This is a genomic window from Arthrobacter sp. H5 (genome assembly GCF_000520595.1).
Classification (GTDB): domain Bacteria; phylum Actinomycetota; class Actinomycetes; order Actinomycetales; family Micrococcaceae; genus Arthrobacter_D.
The window spans coordinates 55324-74014 of the sequence record NZ_KI914978.1; the positions used below are offsets into that span (position 1 = coordinate 55324).

Genomic DNA, 18691 nt, shown 5'->3' on the forward strand with positions numbered 1-18691 from the left:
AAGTGCGGCTGCTGCCCGCTCCAGGCCCGCCTGCGTATCAATAACCAGCGGTACACCATCACGGGGTTCATCGAGAAGCGGCAGCGGGGCGGGGGCCTCCTCAATGGCCGGGCTGTCACCTGCGGTATCGACGTCGGGCTCAGGTTTCTGCGGGGTCATGATGGCTTCAGTCTATCCGGCCGCACGGCACACGCAGCGCTGCCGGTTTCGGCGGGTCAGTCCGTCGGGTTAGTTCCGTCGGGTTAGTTCCGGCGGCGGTTTGGCAGCGACGCAACCCCATCAGGAAGTGGTGGGAGCCCGGCAAAGGTGCACACCATGTCCGCCCACGCTTCCAAATGGTTCTGGATCCTGTCGGTGTCAGGTGTCCAGGACGCGCGAAGCTCGATGTCAATGGTGTCAACCCGGTCGGCCAGCGTGCCGTAGCTCTCAGAGAGGATTCGGGTGGCGGTGCCTCCGGCCGCCCGGTGTCCGGCGCCGTGGTTGGTCAGCGCTTCCACCAGCCAGGTCCAGGCGACTGAACCCAGCAGCGAGTCGTTGCCCATGTCGGGCTCCAGTTGGGCGCGAATGTACGTCACCACCCGGAAACTGCCGTCCCAGACTTCTGAACCATCCGGATCATAGAGGAGAATGAAGCGGCCTGTTGCCAGTTCCTCGGGCTCTTCCTGTGCGAAAGCCGCCATGGCGGGACCATGGACCGGCAACCGGCCGGGGCGTGCATCGCGAAAGACCTCGGCACCCAGAGCGACTGCGAAGGGTGCAAGACGCGATGGCGCCGGGATTTCGTCCAGCCGGATTTCGCTGCGGCACTTCGCACTGCGCAGCTCGGACAGTGCGTTCAGGAATTCAGGAGGAACCTGTGACAGGTCGCCTTTTGCGCTCACCTTGGAAGGCTATGCCACAAGATGCTTACGCCCCGGCAGGCACGCCGGGCCGGTCGGTTACGAGGCGGCCACCTCGCGCCTGATCGCGGCAGCGAAGTTATCAACGTCTTCACGCGTGGTGTCGAACGAGCACATCCAGCGGACCTCGCCGGTCTTTTGGTCCCAGTCATAGAACCGGAACGACTCCCTGACCCTGTCAGCCGCTCCGGGGGGAAGGACGGCGAACACGGCGTTTGCGGCGGTCTCCTGGGTCAGGCGGACGCCCTCGATGTCCTTGACCGCTGCTGTGAGGCGGGCAGCCATGGCGTTGGCATGTGCTGCGGATCGTAGCCATAGTCCGCCTTCCAGCAAGGCGATCAGCTGTGCCGAGACAAAACGCATCTTCGAGGCCAGCTGCATGTTCATCTTCCTGAGGTACTCAAGCCCCTGAGCGGCCTCCGGGTTCAGCACAACCACGCACTCACCGAACATGAGGCCGTTCTTGGTGCCGCCAAAAGACAGGACGTCGACGCCGGCGTCCCGGGTGAATGCGCGAAGAGGCAGGTCCAACGCTGCGGCAGCGTTAGCAACGCGTGCACCGTCCATGTGCAGGGACATTCCGCGTTCGTGGACATGATCGGCGATTGCACGGATCTCCGCAGCCGAGTAGAGAGTGCCAAGTTCAGTGGTCTGCGTGATGGACACGGCGAGCGGCTGCGCCCGATGCTCATCACCCCAGCCCCAGGCCTCTTGGTCAATCAGTTCCGGCGTGAGTTTTCCATCCGGAGTGGGGACCGGAAGGAGCTTGATGCCGCCCACACGCTCTGGTGCGCCGTTCTCATCCACGTTGATGTGGGCGCTCTGAGCACAAACCACGGCGCCCCACCGCGGCAGCAGGGATTGCAGGCTCAGGACATTGGCTCCGGTGCCGTTGAAGACCGGAAACGCCTGCGCGCCGTCGCCAAAGTGCCCGCGCATCAGTTCTTGAAGGCGCTGGGTGTAGACGTCGTCGCCATAGGCGGTTTGGTGGCCGCCGTTGGCAGCCGCGAGGGCCGCAAGCACCTCGGTGTGAACACCTGAGTAGTTGTCCGAGGCAAAACCCCGGAGGGTGGAGTCGTGGAGGGAGGTATGGGTGGAGATGGTTTCAGTCACGGTATCCAGTATCGCTTACGTGGTTGTCAGGGAAGATCGGCGAGCATCACGCGGCGACCGTTCAGCGCTGCGGCGTCCTCAGTGAACAGGCCGGCCATGGTTGTTGCTACGTGGCGCACATCGGTATGGCCGGGGAAGCGTCGTTCCGGGCTGCCTGCCCGCATCGCGTCGTCCACGAGGGCCTTGACCACCACAATGCAGGCCGCCGCAGTGGCTGGTGTGTCGTCGTCGTTCCCGCTGTGCCTCGGGCTGAACTGATCTGCAATGGCCCTTACCCAGGCCTCGGCAGCGGACTTGACGGCCGCATAGGACGCATTGCCCGCAGTGGGGCGGTCCACGGCGGTTGCCGAGACGATGGCGAGTCTTCCCCGCGTGGAGGCGGCGAGGTCCGGCAGGAACGCCCTGCTGGTATTGCGCAACGTCGTGACCACCTGACGGTGCAGGAAGTCGTAGTCTCCATCGGATTGGCCGGCAATTCCATCGCCTCCACGCCAGCCACCTACCAGATGGATTAGCCCATCAGGCATGAGCCGGTCCTCCCGCAGACCTGCCGCGAGCTTCTGGACGTCTTCGGCTTGGCTCAGGTCACACGTCTTCAAGACCACGCCGTCGACGTCGCTCAAGGCACCTTCCAACCGCCCCGCATTGGACCCGACGGCCACCACCCGTGCACCGGCTCCGGCAAACTGCCGGGCGCAGGCAATGCCAGCCGGACTGGATGCTCCGGCAATCACGATCGTGAGGCCCGAGAGGTCCTGCGCCGCATCGCTCATGCCGCGTCCCCGGTAATTCCAGCGGTGGACTCGATGACCGGCTTCAGTTTGCGGTTGAGCGCTTCAAAAAACATGGACAGCGGAAATTCATCATCAAGCACGGCATCGGTCAGCCCGCGCGGGGGACCGTCGAGCGGCAGCGACTCCGGGCCTTTCGCCCACACCGACGCAGGATTTGGTGTAACTGTCTCGGAGACGAGTTGATACGCAGCCAGCCAATGTGCTGTCTTAGGGCGGTCGATGGAGCGCCAGTACAGTTGCTCGATCCTCTCGCCAAGTGCAATGACGACGCCGGGAATTTCCGCCCAGTCAATGGTCAGCTTGGTGTCCGTCCAGTGCAGAACGTGGTTCTGGTGCAGCCAGGCGAAGAGCAGCTGCCCGCCCAGTCCGTCGTAATTGCGCACCCTGCTCCCGGTGATGGCAAAGCGGAAGATGCGGTCGAAGATCACCGCGTACTGGACCAGGCGCGCGTGGCGGCGGGCGTCGTCGGACGCATTCTCGTCCTTGGCGATGCGCACCGATTCACGGAAGGCGGTAAGGTCGCAGCGCAGTTCCTCCAGCGAGTAGAGAAAATACGGCATGCGCTGTTTGATCATGAAGGGGTCAAAAGGCAGGTCACCGCGCATGTGGGTGCGGTCATGGATAAGGTCCCACATGACGAACGTCTCCTGGGCCAGCGTCTGGTCCGCCAGCAGTTCGAGTGCCTCATCAGGCAGGTCGAGCTTGGTGGTATCCGCCGCGGCACGAACAACACGACGGAAACGCGCTGCCTCACGATCGGCGAAAATAGCGCCCCAAGTGAATTGCGGGGTCTCACGGACTGCGACCGTCTCCGGGAACAGGACCGCGGAGTTGGTGTTGTAGCCCTCGGTGAAGTCAAGGAAGCGGATGGGAACGAACAGCTTGTTGGAGTAGTCCCCGGCTTCGAGTTCGGCAATGAAATCCGGCCAGACGACCTCGAGCAACACGGCTTCCACCAGCCGGTTGCTGCTGCCGTTTTGGGTGTACATCGGAAAGACAACCAGATGACGTCGGCCGTCAACGCGGTCAACTTGTGGCTGGAATTTCAACAGCGAGTCCAGGAAGTCCGGCGTGCCCAGGCCGGCGTCTTTCCATCGCCCGAAGTCCACGATCAGCGCGGAGAGGTACTCCGAGTCGTGGGGAAAAGCGGGGGCCAGTTCGTGGATCGCTTCGATGATGGCCTTCACATGGGCCGTCGCCGCGTGATGATCAGCGCTTTCCGGAACCGAGCCGTCCTTGGCCTGCAGGGCCTGCATTGAGGAGGCGGCGTCCTTCAGGCTTAACCACGACCGGAGCTGTTCCGGAGCGTCAGTCCACACTGTTTGTACCAGCATACCTTGGATTGTCTGAGTCATGGGATGCCCCACCTGCTCTCTCTTCATCAGTTGACCGGCAGACCGACACGCGGCTGCCTCTACTGATTCGAGCGTAGCAATGGCTCAGTTATTCTTACTACTCAGACCACTGGGCATAAGATATTCTGGCGCTTAATGGGTGCTGTCGATGAGACAGCCCAAGCCGTGGTTGAGCTTCGCTCGACTACTCCTCGGGCACCAGCTTCATGGAGATTGAGTTGATGCAATACCGCTGGTCGGTAGGCGTGCCGTAGCCTTCACCCTCGAACACGTGTCCCAGGTGGGAGTTGCACCGGGCGCACCTTACTTCCACCCGTTCCATCCCCATTGCCCGGTCACGGATGTACCGGACGCGCTCTTCGGCCAGAGGCGACCAGAAGGAGGGCCAGCCGCAGTGGGAATCAAACTTTTCATTACTGGTGAACAACTCGTGGCCACACGCCCGGCACTGGTACACCCCTTTGGTGTGGGTGTCAGTGTATTCGCCGGTGTAGGGACGCTCGGTTCCAGCCTGGCGCAGCACGTGATACTCCGCCGGGCTCAGCTCCGCACGCCATTGATCCTCCGTTTTCTCCACTGCGTCCGCGGCAGCAGCGGTCTGGGTGGTCTCAGATGCATTCTCAGATGTGCTCATGGTTTCTTCAACGCCTAGGAGTCGCCGATAAATCCCGACCCCGAGTACAAATGGAGTACGGGGATACCAAGCTTGTCCTGGGCCTGGTTTGCCCAATCCGTGTGAAATGTGTCGGCTACTGCGTGCGGCCTGGTGACCACAACCGCCTGCCCAGCGGCTAGCTCCGAGACTGCATCCACCATTGCGGCAACGGCGTTGTCCCCTACTACCCGCCCGTGTGCAGTCAGTCCCGCGGAAGCGGCTGCCTCGAGTGATGCAGCGAGCGCCGCATCGGCCGATACCCTTGACTCCTCCGCGCTGGGCTGCCCGTGCGAGAGCTCCCGAAACGCATCGGCGAACTCAAAAAGGCTCAGATGGTGGAAAAACTCTCCGAGAATATTCTTATGCCGGTCCTCGGGTATCAGAACAAGGAACTGTGCAGACTGATCACCCGATAGTGACACCAGATTGCGCACGTCGGTTTCATTCAGGCTTTCTTCCGTCAACACCACAATTGTCTCGCCCATGTCTCACAGACTAGTGCGGGATGGGGCCCACACCTAGGGCCACGCGCCGACACTCCACAGCGCCAATGTCGACGACGCACCCGCTGCCGCGCAAGAATGGAGCATGCCGTTGAATCCCGATGCATCAGTTGCGCTCCGCAGCCCGGTCCCCTGGCTCAAGTGGACTGCGCTTGGGATCGGCGTCGGTGCCGCGGGTACCTCGGCGGTTGCCGCGGCTACTTCGGCACTCGCTGCGCATTTCGCACGCCAAGTGGTGATCCCTGCCCGCAAGCGGGACGAGAACCTGGAGATTCTGGCAGTGGTCGGTGCCGGTGACAGTATGCAGGTGATCCTTCCGGCCAATGACGACACGACGGTGGAGGGCACCTACAGTCTCTATTTCGACGGCGGCGCCGGACACGCGCGCATTGGCGCGATCCGCTCCTACGTACCCCGGGAGGGAACTGTTCAGCGTGAGGTCGAGGCTGTTTATACAGGAGAGCTGCGTCACGCCACCAGGGGATGGTGGAGCGGAGCCGTCTACCCCACGCCGTCCGCGCTTGGTTTTGCCAACGAGCAGGTGGAAATCCCCGTTCACGGAGGAGCGGCCCCGGCCTGGCTCATCCGCGCGGAGGCTCCGTCCACCACCTGGGCAATCATGGTTCACGGCAGGGGAGTGCAGCGCACCGAAGGCCTGCGGGCGGTTCGCACAGCCCGTTCGCTGGGCATGACCAGTCTGCTGGTTTCCTACCGGAACGACGGCGAAGCACCCTACGCGCCGGACGGCAGGTATGGACTCGGAATGACCGAGTGGCAGGACATCGAGGCGGCAGTGGACTACGCACTGGGTCATGGTGCGGAAGATATTGTGCTGTTCGGCTGGTCCATGGGGGGAGCCATCTGCCTGCAGACCGCCGACCTCTCCCGGCATCGCGGCCGGATTGGTGCGCTGGTGCTGGACGGCCCTGTAGTCAACTGGATTGAGGTCCTGGCCTACCATGCCCGGCTGAACCGTATTCCCGCTCCCGTCGGAAGGCTTGGACAGTGGTTGTTGTCCAACGACACCGGGCGGAAAGTGACCGGGCTCGCCGCACCCCTGGACCTCAAGAGTATGAACTGGGTTGCACGGGCGGACCAGCTGAGAATCCCCACCCTCATTGTGCACAGTGAGGACGATGAGTTTGTCCCGGTGGGTCCGTCAGCGGAGCTGGCCGAAAAGAATCCGGGATTTGTCAGCTTTGAGCGGTTTCACCGGGCCCGGCACACCAAGGAGTGGAATGTGGACCCGGTCCGATGGGAGCGAACGGTTGCGTCGTGGCTTTCACGCACACTGCTTGGCCGGGTGTCGCCGGGAAAGTGGACTCAGGCGGCGGGGGATTCACGGATCTGACGTTTGATCCGGCCTAGCATGGCTGCCATTCCACGCATGCGCAGCGGCGTGATGGCCCGGGTCAGCCCAAGCCGCTCCGGCACATCGTCCGGTACGGCCAGAATTTCCGCCGCAGGCAACCCGTTCAGGCCTTCGAGCAGTACGCCGGCAAATCCACGGGTTGTGGGAGCTTCCTGCGGTGCCGAAAAGTACAGCGATACAATCCGTTCCGGCAAAGGCGCAAACTCCAGTGTCAGGAACAGGGGGCTTTGGCACTCCACCACCTGCTCCAGGAGCTCCGGATGCTCCCGGAAACGCTCCGGGAGCTCCGGGAGTCCCCGCGAAAATTCAAGTAGCAACTGCAGCCTGTCGGGCTCGTCCAACGCCTGGAAATCGTCCACGATCTCCGCCAGCTGCTGAGGTATTGCGGTTGTCTCCACGGTTGTGATCCTTGAAAGTGTTTGTCGGATGGCTTGTGGTTAATGCTACGCCCGGGCTGGTACTTCGCCGGGTGCGTCGCCCTTGGCGATCGGGACCCGCACCGCGTTGCCCCACTCGGTCCAGGAGCCGTCGTAGTTGCGGACATGCTGGAACCCGAGGAGATGCTGGAGCACAAACCAGGTGTGGCTGGAACGTTCGCCGATCCGACAGTAGGCAACGACGTCGTCCCCGTCTTTCAAGCCGGCTTCGCCCCGGTAGATGGCGTCCAACTCGTCGCGACTGCGGAACGTTCCGTCCTCGGCGGCAGCACGCGCCCACGGCACGGAGGCCGCAGAGGGAATATGACCGCCACGCAGGGCGCCCTCCTCAGGGTAGGCAGGCATGTGGGTGCGTGCGCCGGTGTACTCGTCAACCGAGCGCACATCGATCAGTGGATTGCCGAAGTGCTGCAGAACGTCGGTCATATAGGCCCGAATGGGTGCGTCGTTGCGCTCGATGACTGGATAATCAGTTGCCGCAGGCTGTGGTGTGTCAGTGCTGACGCTCCGGCCCTCCGCAATCCACTTGTCGCGGCCGCCGTCCAGCAAGCGTATGTCCTCGTGTCCGAACAGGGTGAACACCCACAGCGCATAGGCGGCCCACCAGTTGCTCTTATCCCCGTAGATCACCACGGTTGAATCGCGGGAAATACCCTTCGCAGACATTAACCGCGCAAAACCTTCACCGTCAACGTAGTCCCGGGCCACCTCGTCATTGAGGTCCGTGTGCCAGTCAATCTTGACTGCACCGTCAATGTGCCCCGTCTCGTACAGTAGTACGTCCTCGTCGGACTCGACCACCACCAGTCCGGGGGTTCCAATGTTTTGCGCGAGCCAGTCGGTCGATACCAACCGCTCGGGGTGTGCGTAAGCGGCGAACTTCTTGTGGGGATCTGTTGCAACACTCATCCGTGGCGCCCTTTCAGCTAAGACAATAGTGACCATGGTCGTCCTCACCCAGCCTAACCATGCAGCCGATCGATTGCTTCCGGAAAGGTCACGGAAGGCCACAATGACCGTGTGCGGTGGGTCACTAGACGCCCTGGGGACCACCACGGTGGCGTATTCTTGCTTTGCTTAGCGGGCACAGCCGGGCGAGAGCAGGTCAACCCGCAACCTTCCACCAAGAGAGACGGCCTGAATCGTGGCAACTATCGAGCACTTGACGCAGCGCACGCCCAAGGTCTCTGTCGATGAGCTTCTCGATGGCTTTTTCCCATCTCCCCGGTTTGGCTCGGTGTCTTTTGACAGCTACCGGCCGGATCCCGGTCAGCCGTCTCAGGCACACGCGGTCAAGGCACTGCGGGCCTTTGCCGGAGAAGTCAATGTACCGGTCCCGTCCGGGTTTCGCAGGCTCTTCGGGGCCAAGCGGCCGACGGCCAAGGCCGGCATCTACCTTGACGGCGGCTTTGGAGTGGGGAAGACCCACCTGCTGGCATCGTTGTGGCACGCAACGGAGGGCAGAAAGGCCTTTGGAACCTTTGTCGAGTACACCAATCTGGTGGGCGCCCTGTCATTCCGCCGGACAGTGGAGGCACTCAGCGGCTACCAGCTGGTGTGCATTGATGAGTTTGAGCTTGACGACCCGGGAGACACCGTCCTGATGTCGCGCTTGATGCGGGAACTCGCCGACGCGGGGGTGAAGCTTGCAGCCACGTCCAATACCCTCCCCGGATCACTTGGCGATGGACGGTTCGCCGCGGTCGACTTCCAACGCGAGATCCAGGTTCTGTCAGACCAGTTCGAGGTAAGTCGCATTGACGGAGAGGACTTCCGGCACCGGGGACTCCCCGATGCGCCGGCGCCGCTGAGCGATCCGGAGCTTCGCCGGCGAATCAGGGCAGTGCCGCACGAGACCACCGTAGCCGAGGACCATTTTGATGATCTGGTTAACCATCTGGCGGGAGTGCACCCGAGCCGCTACCGCCAACTGATCGAGGGAGTGGAAATAGTTGCCTGGCACAATGTCGGGACCATTACCGAGCAGGCTGTTGCGTTGCGCTTTGTGGTGCTCGCTGACCGTCTGTATGACAGGGACGTGCCCGTCATAGCGAGCGGCGTGCCGTTCAGCGAGCTTTTTACCCCGGAGATGATGTCCGGCGGCTTCATGAAGAAGTACCACCGCGCCGTGTCCCGGCTGACCGCACTGGCCCGGCAGGGCGGTCCGGCTTCAAACTAGGCATTGGCCTGGAGCTACACCGCAGGCGGCACATTGGAAACTCGCGCATCACCTGGGCATACGACAAAGGTGCCGGCCCTGCCTCGCGGCAGGGCCGGCACCTCCTTGTCGTGCTAAAGGCTGCTAGGCGGAGGGCCTGTAGGGGTCAACCGGTCGGTTGTCTTCGTCACGGTCGACTTTGTCGACCAGATCGGAGGCCTTGGACTGCGCGGAGTCGATCTTGCCGGAATACTTGCCACCGGTCTTGCTGTCAACAAAATTGCCAGCGTGCCCGATGCCGTCCTTGATTTTCTCCGAATGCTCGCCCACCAGTCCGGCTGCCTTGCCCTTCAGGACTTCGGCCTTGCCTTTGAGCCCGTCAAATACAGACACAGGCACCTCCCTTCTTATCCGGGAACCTGTTGTTCCCTCCGCATTACATCTTAGGCGCCGGTGGTTACGAGTGGCCATGGTTTCACCTGTGATTCTGCCGAGAGCGCTGCCTGCGCCGCCGGATTGCCGCCCGCGCGCAGATGTGACAGCCTTAATGGAGCCAGAAGGCACCCGGACGAGGTGCGCCGTACCCGATCAGCGAAAAGACGGCGCTCAGGAGTGAGACTGTCATGGCATGGATTGTGCTTGTTGTATCTGGCGTACTCGAGGCCGTCTGGGCCACCGCGTTGGGGAAATCTGAGGGTTTTACCAAGCTGTGGCCCAGCGTGATCTTCGGTATCGGGTTGATTCTGAGCATGGCTGGTCTGGCCTGGTCGATGCGGACCCTGCCGGTTGGCACCTCTTACGCCGTGTGGGTGGGGATCGGAGCAGCATTGACCGTGGCCTACGCGATGATCTTCGACGGCGAGGCCGCTTCGCTGATTAAGGTGCTGCTGGTACTTGGGATTGTGGCATGCGTTGTGGGACTCAAGCTCATTCACTAGGAGCGGCCCACGGGCGGTGGATCATTTCCCGCAGCGGCTGATCTTTTTCGGAGCGGACGACGGGATTCGAACCCGCGACATCCACCTTGGCAAGGTGGTGCTCTAGCCAGCTGAGCTACGTCCGCGAAAAAGCGCCTCTTACGAGGCGCTTTGAGTGGGCGATACTGGGATCGAACCAGTGACCTCTTCCGTGTCAGGGAAGCGCGCTACCGCTGCGCCAATCGCCCGGAAACCGTGTGTCAAACCTCGGCTGCCTTCACCTTACTGGAGGTGGGGACGGGATTCGAACCCGCGTAAACGGCTTTGCAGGCCGCTGCCTCGCCTCTCGGCCACCCCACCGTGACCCCGATAATGCAGGACCGCTGGCCGATACCAGCTCATACAGTGACTTGCGAGCGGACGACGGGATTCGAACCCGCGACATCCACCTTGGCAAGGTGGTGCTCTAGCCAGCTGAGCTACGTCCGCAGAAGGAATGTTCACGCTGACGCCGCAATTTTTTGGCAAATTACGGCGCGGTTTCGCGCTCTCCAACGAGTAAAAACAATATAGGAGGATTTGGGGTTCGTCCAATCCGGGCAACCCCCGGCGCGCCTATTTGACCCTGCGAAACGCGCGGTGGAACTTTGTGCGATGAGACGGGCAGCCGTGACTGTCAGTGCGGGGTGACACACTGGACGGATGACTGAGCCTCTGCTTGCCCACGCCACCGAGCACGGGCGGATGTATTCCCGTTCCGTCACCGAGCCGCCTGCGGTGCCGTCCATCACCACGGTGATCTCGCAGGCGCCTTCACCGTCGTCACTCAACGGCTGGTTTGGCTATATGGCCGCGAACTCACTTGCGCAGGACACACGGCTGCCGGCATCCATCGGTGATCCAGCCAAGCTTCGAAGCGTCATTCAGGAAGCCTCGAGGGCAGCGGACCGTTACCGGGACAGCGCTGCGGAGCGCGGCACCCGGGTGCACTTCTACTGTGAGCAGGTGGCATTGCGGGCTTTGGACCGTGCGCACCTGGTCGAGGAGGCCAGGCTGGCCCTGTCCGAACACGGGGAAGAGGACTTCGCGTTTCGGTTCGACGAATGGTGGGACCTCTACCAGGTGCGGCCCATCGCGCCGGAGATCACAGTCTGGAACGCGGAACTGGGGTATGCGGGCACATTGGACCTCGTGGCAACCATCGGTGGGCGGCTGTGCATTCTGGACTTCAAGACTAAGGGCACCGATCGCGATGGCGGTGTCAAACAAATGGATGACAAGGTGGTCATGCAACTGGTGGCCGGCATGAAGGCACAGGAGAGTCTGGTTGACCCGCATGCGGGAACCTGGGAGCCCTGGCGCTCCGGAAATGATCTCATTCTGCTGGGTGTGGCTGTTGGCCAGACCGAAGTGCGGGCGATGAGGGCCAACCCCGAGGTCCTCAGGCACCACTGGTCCAGGTTCTGCGCGCTGAGGCGCTGCTGGGAAGCTGGCATTGCTGCTTCGGGCGCAGGGCGTGCCCTGCTTGCCGTGCCGCCCCCTCCGCCGCCTGTGGGTACTCATTCCGCCGGACCGGTAACCGCGCACAGCAGCTGAGCCGGGTCCGGCTGCGCACTTCCCGCGCCTAGAATGGCTGGGGGCGCATTCCGCCCCAACGGCACGAGTTTAAGGATTCCTCCCGGCATGACCGTATTAAGCATCAGGATCATCGGCGACCCCGTCCTGCGCACGAGGGCCGCTGAGGTGACAGAGTTTGGTCCTGGCACTGCACGGCTTGTTGAGGACATGGTCGAGACCATGCAGGATGTTCAGGGGGCTGGGTTAGCGGCGCCGCAGGTGGGTGTGGGGCTGAGGATCTTTACCTACAATGTCGACGGCGTATTGGGCCACGTGGTGAACCCGGTTCTTGAGATGGGTGCGGAGCAGCAAACGGACCATGACGAGGGTTGTCTGTCTGTTCCGGGTCTTGGGTTTCCTCTTGACCGGGCCCGGGAAGCAGTGGTGCGGGGTGTTGATTGTTTTGGCGTGCCGCTTGAAATTCCGGCAACCGGCGTCCTCGCGCGGTGCTTCCAACACGAAACAGACCATCTGGACGGGCGTCTCTACATCGACCGGCTGGATGGTGATCACCGCAGGGCGGCCATGCGTGCCATCCGAAGTGCGGAATACAGCAGCGTAGCGTTCCGCACGGCAGCTGAGCGGGCGCAGTCCACGGGATCCAGCTTCACCTCAAGTGCCGGGCCATCGTCTGCCGGCCCGGGCCGGCGGCATCAGCAAGTCCGTACGGGCGGGAACTTCCAATGAAACTAATCTTCGCAGGTACGCCGCAGGTGGCTGTTCCATCCCTGGAAGAGCTTCTGCGCGCAGGCTTTACGGTGTGCGCCGTGCTGACCCGTGAGGACGCTCCGGTCGGCCGAAAGAAAGTTCTCACGCCCAGCCCGGTCGCCGCGGCGGCCGAACGGCTGGGAATCCCCGTTATTAAGGGAAACCGGATCGATGTCCGCGTGATCGATCTCATCGCTTCCTACACGCCCGACGTTGCGGCCATCGTTGCCTATGGCGGGATTGTCCCCGGGAAAGCGCTGGATCTCCCGATCCATGGCTGGGTCAACCTGCATTTTTCGCTCCTTCCGTCATGGCGTGGCGCAGCACCTGTCCAGCACGCGCTCATGTCCGGCGATGACATCACCGGTGCGTCGACGTTCCTGCTCGAAGAAGGTTTGGACACCGGGCCGGTATTTGGATCCGTCACCGAAACGGTTCTGCCGACCGATACCAGCGGCGTGCTCCTGGAGAGACTGTCCCACAGTGGAGCCGTTCTCCTTGCGCAGACGCTCGATGCCATCGGCCAGGGGCGCGCACATCCCGTGACCCAACAGGGCGCCGTGTCTCTTGCGCCGAAGCTCACACTTGAGGACGGACGGATCCGTTGGCAGGAGCCCGCTGTGGCTGTGCGACGGCGCATCAACGGTGTCACTCCCGAACCCGGCGCATGGACACTGCTCGACGGCGAGCGGGTCAAGCTGGGACCCGTGACACCGCGGCCCGAGATCACGGAGCTACGGCCCGGAGCAGTGGAAACCAGTGGAAGGCGCGTTGTGGTGGGCACGGGATCCGGCGCGGTCGAACTGGGTTTGATCCAGCCCTCAGGGCGCAGGATGATGGACGCTGCGGATTGGATTCGAGGCGCCGCAAATCAGGAGTTGATATTCACGTGACATCGGATAAAGGACAGCGCGGCGGTCGCCGGCGAAACGAGCAGGGCCGTGAGCGCAACCGCACGGGAGCGCGTCAGTTCTCCGCCGCGGCACCGGCACAACGGACGCGCCGGGCTGATCCCGCGAGGCTTGTGGCCTTCGAAGTTCTTCGCGCCGTCGCCGAAGATGACGCCTATGCAAACCTTGTGCTTCCCAGCAGCATCCGAAAGCACCGGCTGCAGAAGCAGGACGCAGGGTTTGCAACGGAACTGGCGTACGGCGCCCTTCGTGGTCAGGGCACATATGACGCCATTCTGACCCGCTGTGTGGACCGGCCGCTCGATCAACTTGACCCGGCGATTCTCGATGCGCTCCGGATCGGCACACACCAACTGCTCGCTATGCGGGTGCCTCCCCACGCAGCCTTGGACCAGACGGTCGGATTGGCGCGGGCTGTGATCGGCGCCGGACCGTCGTCGCTTATCAATGCGGTGTTGCGGAAAGTATCTGTCCGGTCGCTCGCCGAGTGGACCGCCGAACTGACCGGTGGCCTGTCGGATGCGACCCGGATCAGTTCGCTGACGCACAGCCACCCTGAGTGGATTGTGCGTGCCCTTCGACAGGGCCTTGTGACACATGGCCGCAGCGCGGACGAGATCGACAGTCTGCTCGCCGCGGACAACGCCGCCCCGATAGTCAACCTCGTTGCGCTGCCGGGCATTGGATCCCTGGACGAGGCATTCGCGACGGGGGCGAAACCAGGCACCCTGGCCCCGGAATCGGCACTGTTCGCGTCCGGCGACGTTGGCCGTTTAGAGGGTATCCGAACCGGTACCACCAGGGTCCAGGACGCCGGGTCCCAACTTGTGGCGCGGGCACTGGCTTTGGTGGAGGTCGACGGCGGCGGAAGCGGCGGCCAGACCTGGCTGGACATGTGTGCCGGGCCGGGCGGCAAAGCGGCCTTGCTCGCGGCCATTGCTGCGCAGCAGGGTAACGTCCTGGTGGCCAATGAGCCGGCCGCCCATCGCGCGCAGCTGGTGCGGCAGGCGCTCCGTCCGGTTGACCCGGCAGCGTGGTCGGTCCGCGTCGGTGATGGACAGGATATTGCCGAGGACTATCCGGACGGATTTGACCGGGTCCTGGTGGATGCACCCTGCACGGGACTTGGCGCACTTCGCCGCCGCCCTGAATCGCGCTGGCGCCGGCAGCCCTCCGACCTTGCACTGCTCGGTCCGCTGCAGCGGAGCCTACTGCAGGCGGCCCTTGACACAGTCAAACCAGGCGGTGTGGTCGCGTACGTGACGTGTTCGCCGCATCCCGCCGAAACCACCGCTGTGGTCCAGGACTGCCTGCGCGGCCGGGATGACTTCCGGCTGCTCGACGCCGGTGCGGCTCTGGACAAGGCAAGCCTCGACGGCGGTCTGGCTGCCGGAAACGGCTCCACAGCCCAGCTGTGGCCGCACGTCCACGGCACGGACGCCATGTTCCTTGCGCTCATCCACCGCCAGCGCTGAACCCGACAACCCCGATAGTCCCAAGGAGTGCCTGATGACGTGCTGTATCAACCCCAGCATCCTTTCCGCCGACTTCGTCAACCTTGAATCCGAGCTGGGCCGGATCCGGACAGCGGATGCCGTTCACGTTGATGTCATGGACAACAGTTTTGTCCCCAACCTGACGCTCGGTCTTCCGGTGGTCAAGAGAATCCTGGCGGTCAGTCCCGTTGCAGTTGATATTCACCTCATGATCGACGACGCCGACCGCTGGGCTCCCGCCTATGCGGAAGCAGGCGCTTCCTCCGTGACCTTCCATGCCGAAGCGGCAGCGGCACCCGTCCGGCTTGCGCGCGAGCTTCGCAGCAACGGCGCAAAAGCCGGAATGGCGCTGCGTCCTGCCACCCCGGTGGAACCCTACCTCGACATGCTGCCTGAGTTGGATCTCCTCCTGATCATGACAGTGGAGCCCGGATTCGGTGGCCAGTCCTTCCTGGAAATGACGCTGCCAAAGATCCGGCGGGCCGCAGATGCTGTCCGTGGCTCAGGCCTTTCCGTTGCCATTCAGGTGGATGGGGGAATCACCGAAGAAACGATTGTGCGTGCTGCGGAAGCGGGCGCAACGGTATTCGTGGCCGGATCGGCTGTCTACGGGGATGCCGACCCTGAAGCGGCCATCGCGCGGCTCCGAAAGGCCGCAGCAGGCGCTTAGGTTCCGCTGGACGCTCTCAGCTCACCGGTATCCCCGTGATGTCGACGCGGATGGACCGCGCATCCACCGCGGCCTGCCGGAGCACGGCCAGACGGGGATCCGGCACCACCAGGAAAGGCAGTTTCGTGACCTGCGCGTAGTTGGCCAGCAGGTCCGACCCGAGCGCGTTGGTGGTCAGCGTGCGGTCGCCGCCCAACTGGATGCTGTCGATGGAATGGCCCGCGAAGATCTCTGCCGCCTTGCTGACGGCAGCATCCACCAGTGCGTCAGCCTGGTTGGACCGTCGGCGGGCGAAGCGTTGCTGGGACCATCCGCCGGCGGCCGTGCGGGACTGTACGTATTTGGTGCCCGTCTTCGACGCAGTCAGCGTGCCACCTGCTGCCACTCCGACGGCGTAGCCACCGCGCCTGATCAGCAGCAGTCCGATGACGCGGGGTGCGGCGGCGTTACTCAGGAGCGCTCCAAGGGGATCGGATACGGGCCCATCGTCACCCGGCCACGGCGGCGTGAGCATGGCGGTACAGCCGTTCTCTGCCGTGAGGGTCACGCCGTCGGGCCCGTTTTCAACGTCAAACGGGCCATTGCGTTCACCGAACCGGCGAACCCAGCCCTCCAGCCGCTCCGGCGGCACCAGAACCTGTCGGTTGTCTGCCACCGGTTCCTCCTTGCCGTGAGCGCCCAACGGGCAGTACCTCGTACGTCAGAGGTTCACAGTAGCCTTGGCTGTGTGAATGACCTATTCAGCGTGAGCAGTGACGAGTGGGATGACGACGACGCCGCGCCCGGCGGCACCCCGGGCCGGCCCCGGAGTCCACTTGCGGTCCGAATGCGGCCTCGGTCTGTGGAGGAGGTGGTTGGGCAACAGCATCTCCTCGGTCCTGGTTCACCCCTGCGGACGCTCGCCGGCGGCGCTGACGTGCCCCCGGGATCCGCGCCCACCTCGGTAATTCTGTGGGGTCCCCCTGGAACTGGGAAGACCACACTGGCGCATGTGATTGCCCGCGGTTCGGGACGCAAATTTGTGGAGCTGTCCGCCATCACCGCGGGTGTCAAGGACGTGCGGAGGGTGATGGATGAGGCGTTGACCTCGCGGGACCTGCACCGCACCACCACGGTGCTCTTTCTCGACGAGATCCATCGCTTTAATAAGGCGCAACAGGATGCGTTGCTCCCAGGCGTGGAGAACGGCTGGGTGGTGCTGATCGCCGCCACCACAGAGAATCCTTCCTTCTCAGTGGTGTCACCCCTCCTGTCGCGCTCCCTGCTGCAGACGCTGAAGCCGCTGACCGCTGAAGACATCGCGGACCTGCTGCGCCGCGCTGTCCGGGATGATCGTGGACTGGCCGGGGCAGTTGAGTTGGACGAGGCCGCGCTGGAGCATCTGGTTCGGCTTGCGGCAGGAGACGCACGGCGCGGGCTGACAGCCCTGGAGGCTGCCGCGGGTGTGGCGCAGTCTGGAACAGGCGTAGACGGCGGACCCGTGCGGGTCGAGCTTGTTCATGCGGAGAAGGCCGTGGACGTTGCGGCCTTGCGTTACGATCGGGCCGGTGACCAGCACTATGACGTGGCGAGTGCCTTTATCAAGTCTCTCCGGGGATCGGATGTGGACGCTGCACTGCATTACCTCGCCAGGATGCTGGAAGCGGGGGAAGACCCGCGATTTGTGGCGAGGCGGTTAATGATTTCAGCGTCTGAGGACGTGGGAATGGCGGACCCAACCGCGCTGCAGACAGCGGTGGCCGCGGCGCAGGCCGTCCAACTGGTGGGGATGCCCGAAGGCCGCATCATCCTTGCACAGGCTGTTGTCCACCTTGCCACCGCACCAAAGTCCAACGCGGCGTACAACGGAATAAATGCAGCCGTTGCCGACGTCAGGGCGGGCCGCGGGCAGGGGATACCTGCGCACCTGAGGGACGCGCACTATCCAGGCGCGGGACAGCTGGGCCACGGCAAGGGATACCTGTATTCGCACGATGCACCGCACGGTGTGGCCGCTCAGCAGTATGCGCCGGACGACCTCGTCAACACTGACTACTATGAACCCACGGAGTACGGCGCGGAGCGGGCAATTGCCGTACGGCTTGAGCGGCTGCGCGGCATTATCCGCAACGGCTGATTCCTGCTAGCATTGTGGGTTGACTGGCAAGTCGTATCGAATGCGCCTCCAACCCGCATGCCGTGACGGTATTCACGTGACTGTATTTCAGATCAATGATGCTGTAACGGATATTCGCTGGAGAAGTGTGTGTGTCGACTACGTACTGTAGTACCGGAAAGCGGCCCCTTCCGGCTCTCCGAACGTGGAGGCCAGCAACACAAAGAAAGTGCCTTTGCGCCGATGGCGCCAAGAGCTGCTTTGCCGCAGAAATCACAGTGAAAGGTTAACGTGGCTAACAACACACGTGCCCGCCGGAAGGTCCGCATTTCGCGTGCCCTCGGTATTGCCCTGACCCCTAAGGCCGAGAAGTACCTGGAGCGCCGCCCGTACGCTCCCGGACAGCACGGTCGTGCACGCCGCAAGCAAGACAGCGACTACGCGGTACGCCTCCGCGAAAAGCAGCGTTTGCGCGCCCAGTACGGCATCCGTGAAGCGCAGATGACCCGCGTCTTCGAGGAAGCCCGCCGCACCAAGGGCCTGACCGGTGAAAACCTCATCGAACTTCTCGAAATGCGTTTGGACGCACTGGTGCTGCGTGCAGGGTTCGCCCGCACAAGTGCGCAGGCGCGTCAGCTCGTAGTGCACCGCCACATCATGGTGGACGGCGCCCGCGTTGACCGTCCGTCCTTCAGGGTTGCCGAAGGGCAGCTCATCCACGTACACAGCCGCAGCGAAAAGATGGATCCCCTGCAGGTTGCCGCGGCCGGTGCACACCGCGACGTCCTGCCTGCCGTTCCCGGTTACCTCGAGGTTCAGCTGGACAAGCTCCAGGCACGCCTTATTCGCCGGCCCAAGCGTTCCGAGGTTCCCGTAACCTGCGAAGAGCAGCTTGTGGTGGAATACTACGCACGCTAAAGAAGCCACTGCCGACCACGGCGGTGCTGCATAACTGAAGCGTTCCTCGACAGAGCCCGTGGCACACGCCGCG

General features: G+C 63.2%; 20 protein-coding genes, 4 tRNA genes and 1 riboswitch. Of the genes, 10 read left to right on the forward strand and 14 right to left on the reverse strand.

What is annotated here, in order from left to right:
- Positions 1 to 242 precede the first annotated feature (242 nt).
- The 6 genes from Y708_RS0102020 to Y708_RS0102045 all read right to left on the reverse strand — a co-directional run bounded on the left by Y708_RS0102020 (position 243) and on the right by Y708_RS0102045 (position 5301).
- The gene (locus tag Y708_RS0102020; RefSeq protein ID WP_028278618.1) at positions 243 to 881 is read right to left on the reverse strand and encodes a DUF3000 domain-containing protein; all 639 of its coding nucleotides are present in this window, start codon (positions 879 to 881) and stop codon (positions 243 to 245) included.
- 57 nt (positions 882 to 938) lie between these two features.
- The gene (locus Y708_RS0102025; protein WP_028278619.1) at positions 939 to 2012 is read right to left on the reverse strand and encodes a threonine aldolase family protein; all 1074 of its coding nucleotides are present in this window, start codon (positions 2010 to 2012) and stop codon (positions 939 to 941) included.
- 26 nt (positions 2013 to 2038) lie between these two features.
- Positions 2039 to 2785: an SDR family NAD(P)-dependent oxidoreductase gene (locus Y708_RS0102030; protein ID WP_028278620.1), complete on the reverse strand. Its 747-nt coding sequence runs from the start codon at positions 2783 to 2785 to the stop codon at positions 2039 to 2041.
- Entirely contained in the window at positions 2782 to 4140 is a 1359-nt protein-coding gene (locus Y708_RS0102035; protein WP_155853645.1) for a DUF6421 family protein, read from the reverse strand. The genes Y708_RS0102030 and Y708_RS0102035 overlap by 4 nt, the downstream gene beginning before the upstream one ends.
- 205 nt (positions 4141 to 4345) lie before the next feature.
- On the reverse strand, positions 4346 to 4795 hold the full coding sequence (gene msrB / locus Y708_RS0102040) for a peptide-methionine (R)-S-oxide reductase MsrB (RefSeq protein ID WP_028278622.1): 450 nt from the start codon (positions 4793 to 4795) through the stop codon (positions 4346 to 4348).
- 14 nt (positions 4796 to 4809) lie between these two features.
- Positions 4810 to 5301 (reverse strand): hypothetical protein, encoded by a 492-nt coding sequence (locus Y708_RS0102045; protein ID WP_028278623.1) that lies wholly within the window; start codon positions 5299 to 5301, stop codon positions 4810 to 4812.
- A gap of 103 nt (positions 5302 to 5404) precedes the next feature.
- Between Y708_RS0102045 and Y708_RS0102050 the strand changes: the two genes are divergently transcribed.
- Positions 5405 to 6670: an alpha/beta hydrolase family protein gene (locus Y708_RS0102050; protein WP_028278624.1), complete on the forward strand. Its 1266-nt coding sequence runs from the start codon at positions 5405 to 5407 to the stop codon at positions 6668 to 6670.
- On the opposite strand, the gene Y708_RS0102055 is transcribed toward Y708_RS0102050, so the two are convergent.
- On the reverse strand, positions 6643 to 7089 hold the full coding sequence (locus Y708_RS0102055) for a SufE family protein (protein WP_028278625.1): 447 nt from the start codon (positions 7087 to 7089) through the stop codon (positions 6643 to 6645). The genes Y708_RS0102050 and Y708_RS0102055 overlap by 28 nt on opposite strands.
- Before the next feature lie 45 nt (positions 7090 to 7134).
- Positions 7135 to 8037, reverse strand: coding sequence for a sulfurtransferase (locus Y708_RS0102060; protein WP_028278626.1), 903 nt, complete (start codon positions 8035 to 8037; stop codon positions 7135 to 7137).
- A gap of 235 nt (positions 8038 to 8272) precedes the next feature.
- Between Y708_RS0102060 and zapE the strand changes: the two genes are divergently transcribed.
- On the forward strand, positions 8273 to 9307 hold the full coding sequence (zapE, locus tag Y708_RS0102065) for a cell division protein ZapE (RefSeq protein WP_028278627.1): 1035 nt from the start codon (positions 8273 to 8275) through the stop codon (positions 9305 to 9307).
- Positions 9308 to 9430: 123 nt separating this feature from the next.
- Here the strand turns inward: zapE and Y708_RS0102070 are convergent, their stop codons facing one another.
- Entirely contained in the window at positions 9431 to 9679 is a 249-nt protein-coding gene (locus tag Y708_RS0102070; protein WP_028278628.1) for an antitoxin, read from the reverse strand.
- A 143-nt stretch (positions 9680 to 9822) separates the two neighbouring features.
- Positions 9823 to 9895: riboswitch (guanidine-III (ykkC-III) riboswitch) on the forward strand.
- 14 nt (positions 9896 to 9909) lie between these two features.
- Between Y708_RS0102070 and Y708_RS0102075 the strand changes: the two genes are divergently transcribed.
- Positions 9910 to 10224 (forward strand): DMT family transporter, encoded by a 315-nt coding sequence (locus Y708_RS0102075; RefSeq protein WP_028278629.1) that lies wholly within the window; start codon positions 9910 to 9912, stop codon positions 10222 to 10224.
- A 51-nt stretch (positions 10225 to 10275) separates the two neighbouring features.
- Here Y708_RS0102075 and Y708_RS0102080 read toward each other — a convergent pair.
- The 4 genes from Y708_RS0102080 to Y708_RS0102095 form a co-directional block, all read right to left on the reverse strand.
- Positions 10276 to 10349: transfer RNA gene (locus Y708_RS0102080), tRNA-Gly, on the reverse strand.
- A gap of 30 nt (positions 10350 to 10379) precedes the next feature.
- Positions 10380 to 10451 (reverse strand) — tRNA-Val (locus Y708_RS0102085).
- Between the two features lie 38 nt (positions 10452 to 10489).
- Positions 10490 to 10563: transfer RNA gene (locus Y708_RS0102090), tRNA-Cys, on the reverse strand.
- A 55-nt stretch (positions 10564 to 10618) separates the two neighbouring features.
- A tRNA-Gly gene (locus Y708_RS0102095) sits at positions 10619 to 10692 on the reverse strand.
- Positions 10693 to 10905: 213 nt separating this feature from the next.
- Here Y708_RS0102095 and Y708_RS0102100 point away from each other — a divergent pair.
- The 5 genes from Y708_RS0102100 (at position 10906) to rpe (ending at position 15605) form a co-directional block, all read left to right on the forward strand.
- Entirely contained in the window at positions 10906 to 11799 is an 894-nt protein-coding gene (locus tag Y708_RS0102100) for a hypothetical protein (RefSeq protein WP_028278630.1), read from the forward strand.
- An 87-nt stretch (positions 11800 to 11886) separates the two neighbouring features.
- On the forward strand, positions 11887 to 12507 hold the full coding sequence (gene def / locus Y708_RS22340) for a peptide deformylase (protein ID WP_051478448.1): 621 nt from the start codon (positions 11887 to 11889) through the stop codon (positions 12505 to 12507).
- Positions 12504 to 13421 carry a methionyl-tRNA formyltransferase gene (gene fmt, locus Y708_RS0102110; RefSeq protein WP_028278631.1) on the forward strand — a complete coding sequence of 306 codons (918 nt, stop codon included), beginning with the start codon at positions 12504 to 12506 and terminating at the stop codon, positions 13419 to 13421. The genes def and fmt overlap by 4 nt, the downstream gene beginning before the upstream one ends.
- On the forward strand, positions 13418 to 14914 hold the full coding sequence (locus tag Y708_RS0102115) for an RsmB/NOP family class I SAM-dependent RNA methyltransferase (RefSeq protein ID WP_035774995.1): 1497 nt from the start codon (positions 13418 to 13420) through the stop codon (positions 14912 to 14914). Before fmt ends, Y708_RS0102115 begins: the two co-directional genes overlap by 4 nt.
- A gap of 31 nt (positions 14915 to 14945) precedes the next feature.
- On the forward strand, positions 14946 to 15605 hold the full coding sequence (gene rpe / locus Y708_RS0102120; RefSeq protein ID WP_028278633.1) for a ribulose-phosphate 3-epimerase: 660 nt from the start codon (positions 14946 to 14948) through the stop codon (positions 15603 to 15605).
- A gap of 16 nt (positions 15606 to 15621) precedes the next feature.
- Here rpe and Y708_RS0102125 read toward each other — a convergent pair whose 3' ends face one another.
- Positions 15622 to 16260 (reverse strand): acVLRF1 family peptidyl-tRNA hydrolase, encoded by a 639-nt coding sequence (locus tag Y708_RS0102125; RefSeq protein ID WP_028278634.1) that lies wholly within the window; start codon positions 16258 to 16260, stop codon positions 15622 to 15624.
- Between the two features lie 72 nt (positions 16261 to 16332).
- Here Y708_RS0102125 and Y708_RS0102130 point away from each other — a divergent pair, with 72 nt between their 5' ends.
- Together Y708_RS0102130 and rpsD are read left to right on the forward strand one after the other, a co-directional pair.
- A complete protein-coding gene (locus Y708_RS0102130; RefSeq protein WP_028278635.1) occupies positions 16333 to 17721 on the forward strand; it encodes a replication-associated recombination protein A in 1389 nt (462 codons plus the stop codon).
- A gap of 270 nt (positions 17722 to 17991) precedes the next feature.
- Positions 17992 to 18618, forward strand: a complete 627-nt coding sequence (gene rpsD, locus Y708_RS0102135; protein WP_028278636.1) for a 30S ribosomal protein S4 — start codon at positions 17992 to 17994, stop codon at positions 18616 to 18618.
- Positions 18619 to 18691: the final 73 nt, after the last annotated feature.

Bases quoted from the DNA above. Each gene is read 5' to 3' on its own strand.
- Y708_RS0102030 (WP_028278620.1), bottom strand. From the start codon at position 2,785: ATGAGCGATGCGGCGCAGGACCTCTCGGGCCTCACGATCGTGATTGCC.
- Y708_RS0102035 (WP_155853645.1), bottom strand. From the start codon at position 4,140: ATGCTGGTACAAACAGTGTGGACTGACGCTCCGGAACAGCTCCGGTCG.
- msrB (WP_028278622.1), bottom strand. From the start codon at position 4,795: ATGAGCACATCTGAGAATGCATCTGAGACCACCCAGACCGCTGCTGCC.
- Y708_RS0102045 (WP_028278623.1), bottom strand. From the start codon at position 5,301: ATGGGCGAGACAATTGTGGTGTTGACGGAAGAAAGCCTGAATGAAACC.
- Y708_RS0102050 (WP_028278624.1), top strand. From the start codon at position 5,405: ATGCCGTTGAATCCCGATGCATCAGTTGCGCTCCGCAGCCCGGTCCCC.
- Y708_RS0102060 (WP_028278626.1), bottom strand. From the start codon at position 8,037: ATGAGTGTTGCAACAGATCCCCACAAGAAGTTCGCCGCTTACGCACAC.
- Y708_RS0102075 (WP_028278629.1), top strand. From the start codon at position 9,910: ATGGCATGGATTGTGCTTGTTGTATCTGGCGTACTCGAGGCCGTCTGG.
- Y708_RS0102100 (WP_028278630.1), top strand. From the start codon at position 10,906: ATGACTGAGCCTCTGCTTGCCCACGCCACCGAGCACGGGCGGATGTAT.
- def (WP_051478448.1), top strand. From the start codon at position 11,887: ATGACCGTATTAAGCATCAGGATCATCGGCGACCCCGTCCTGCGCACG.
- fmt (WP_028278631.1), top strand. From the start codon at position 12,504: ATGAAACTAATCTTCGCAGGTACGCCGCAGGTGGCTGTTCCATCCCTG.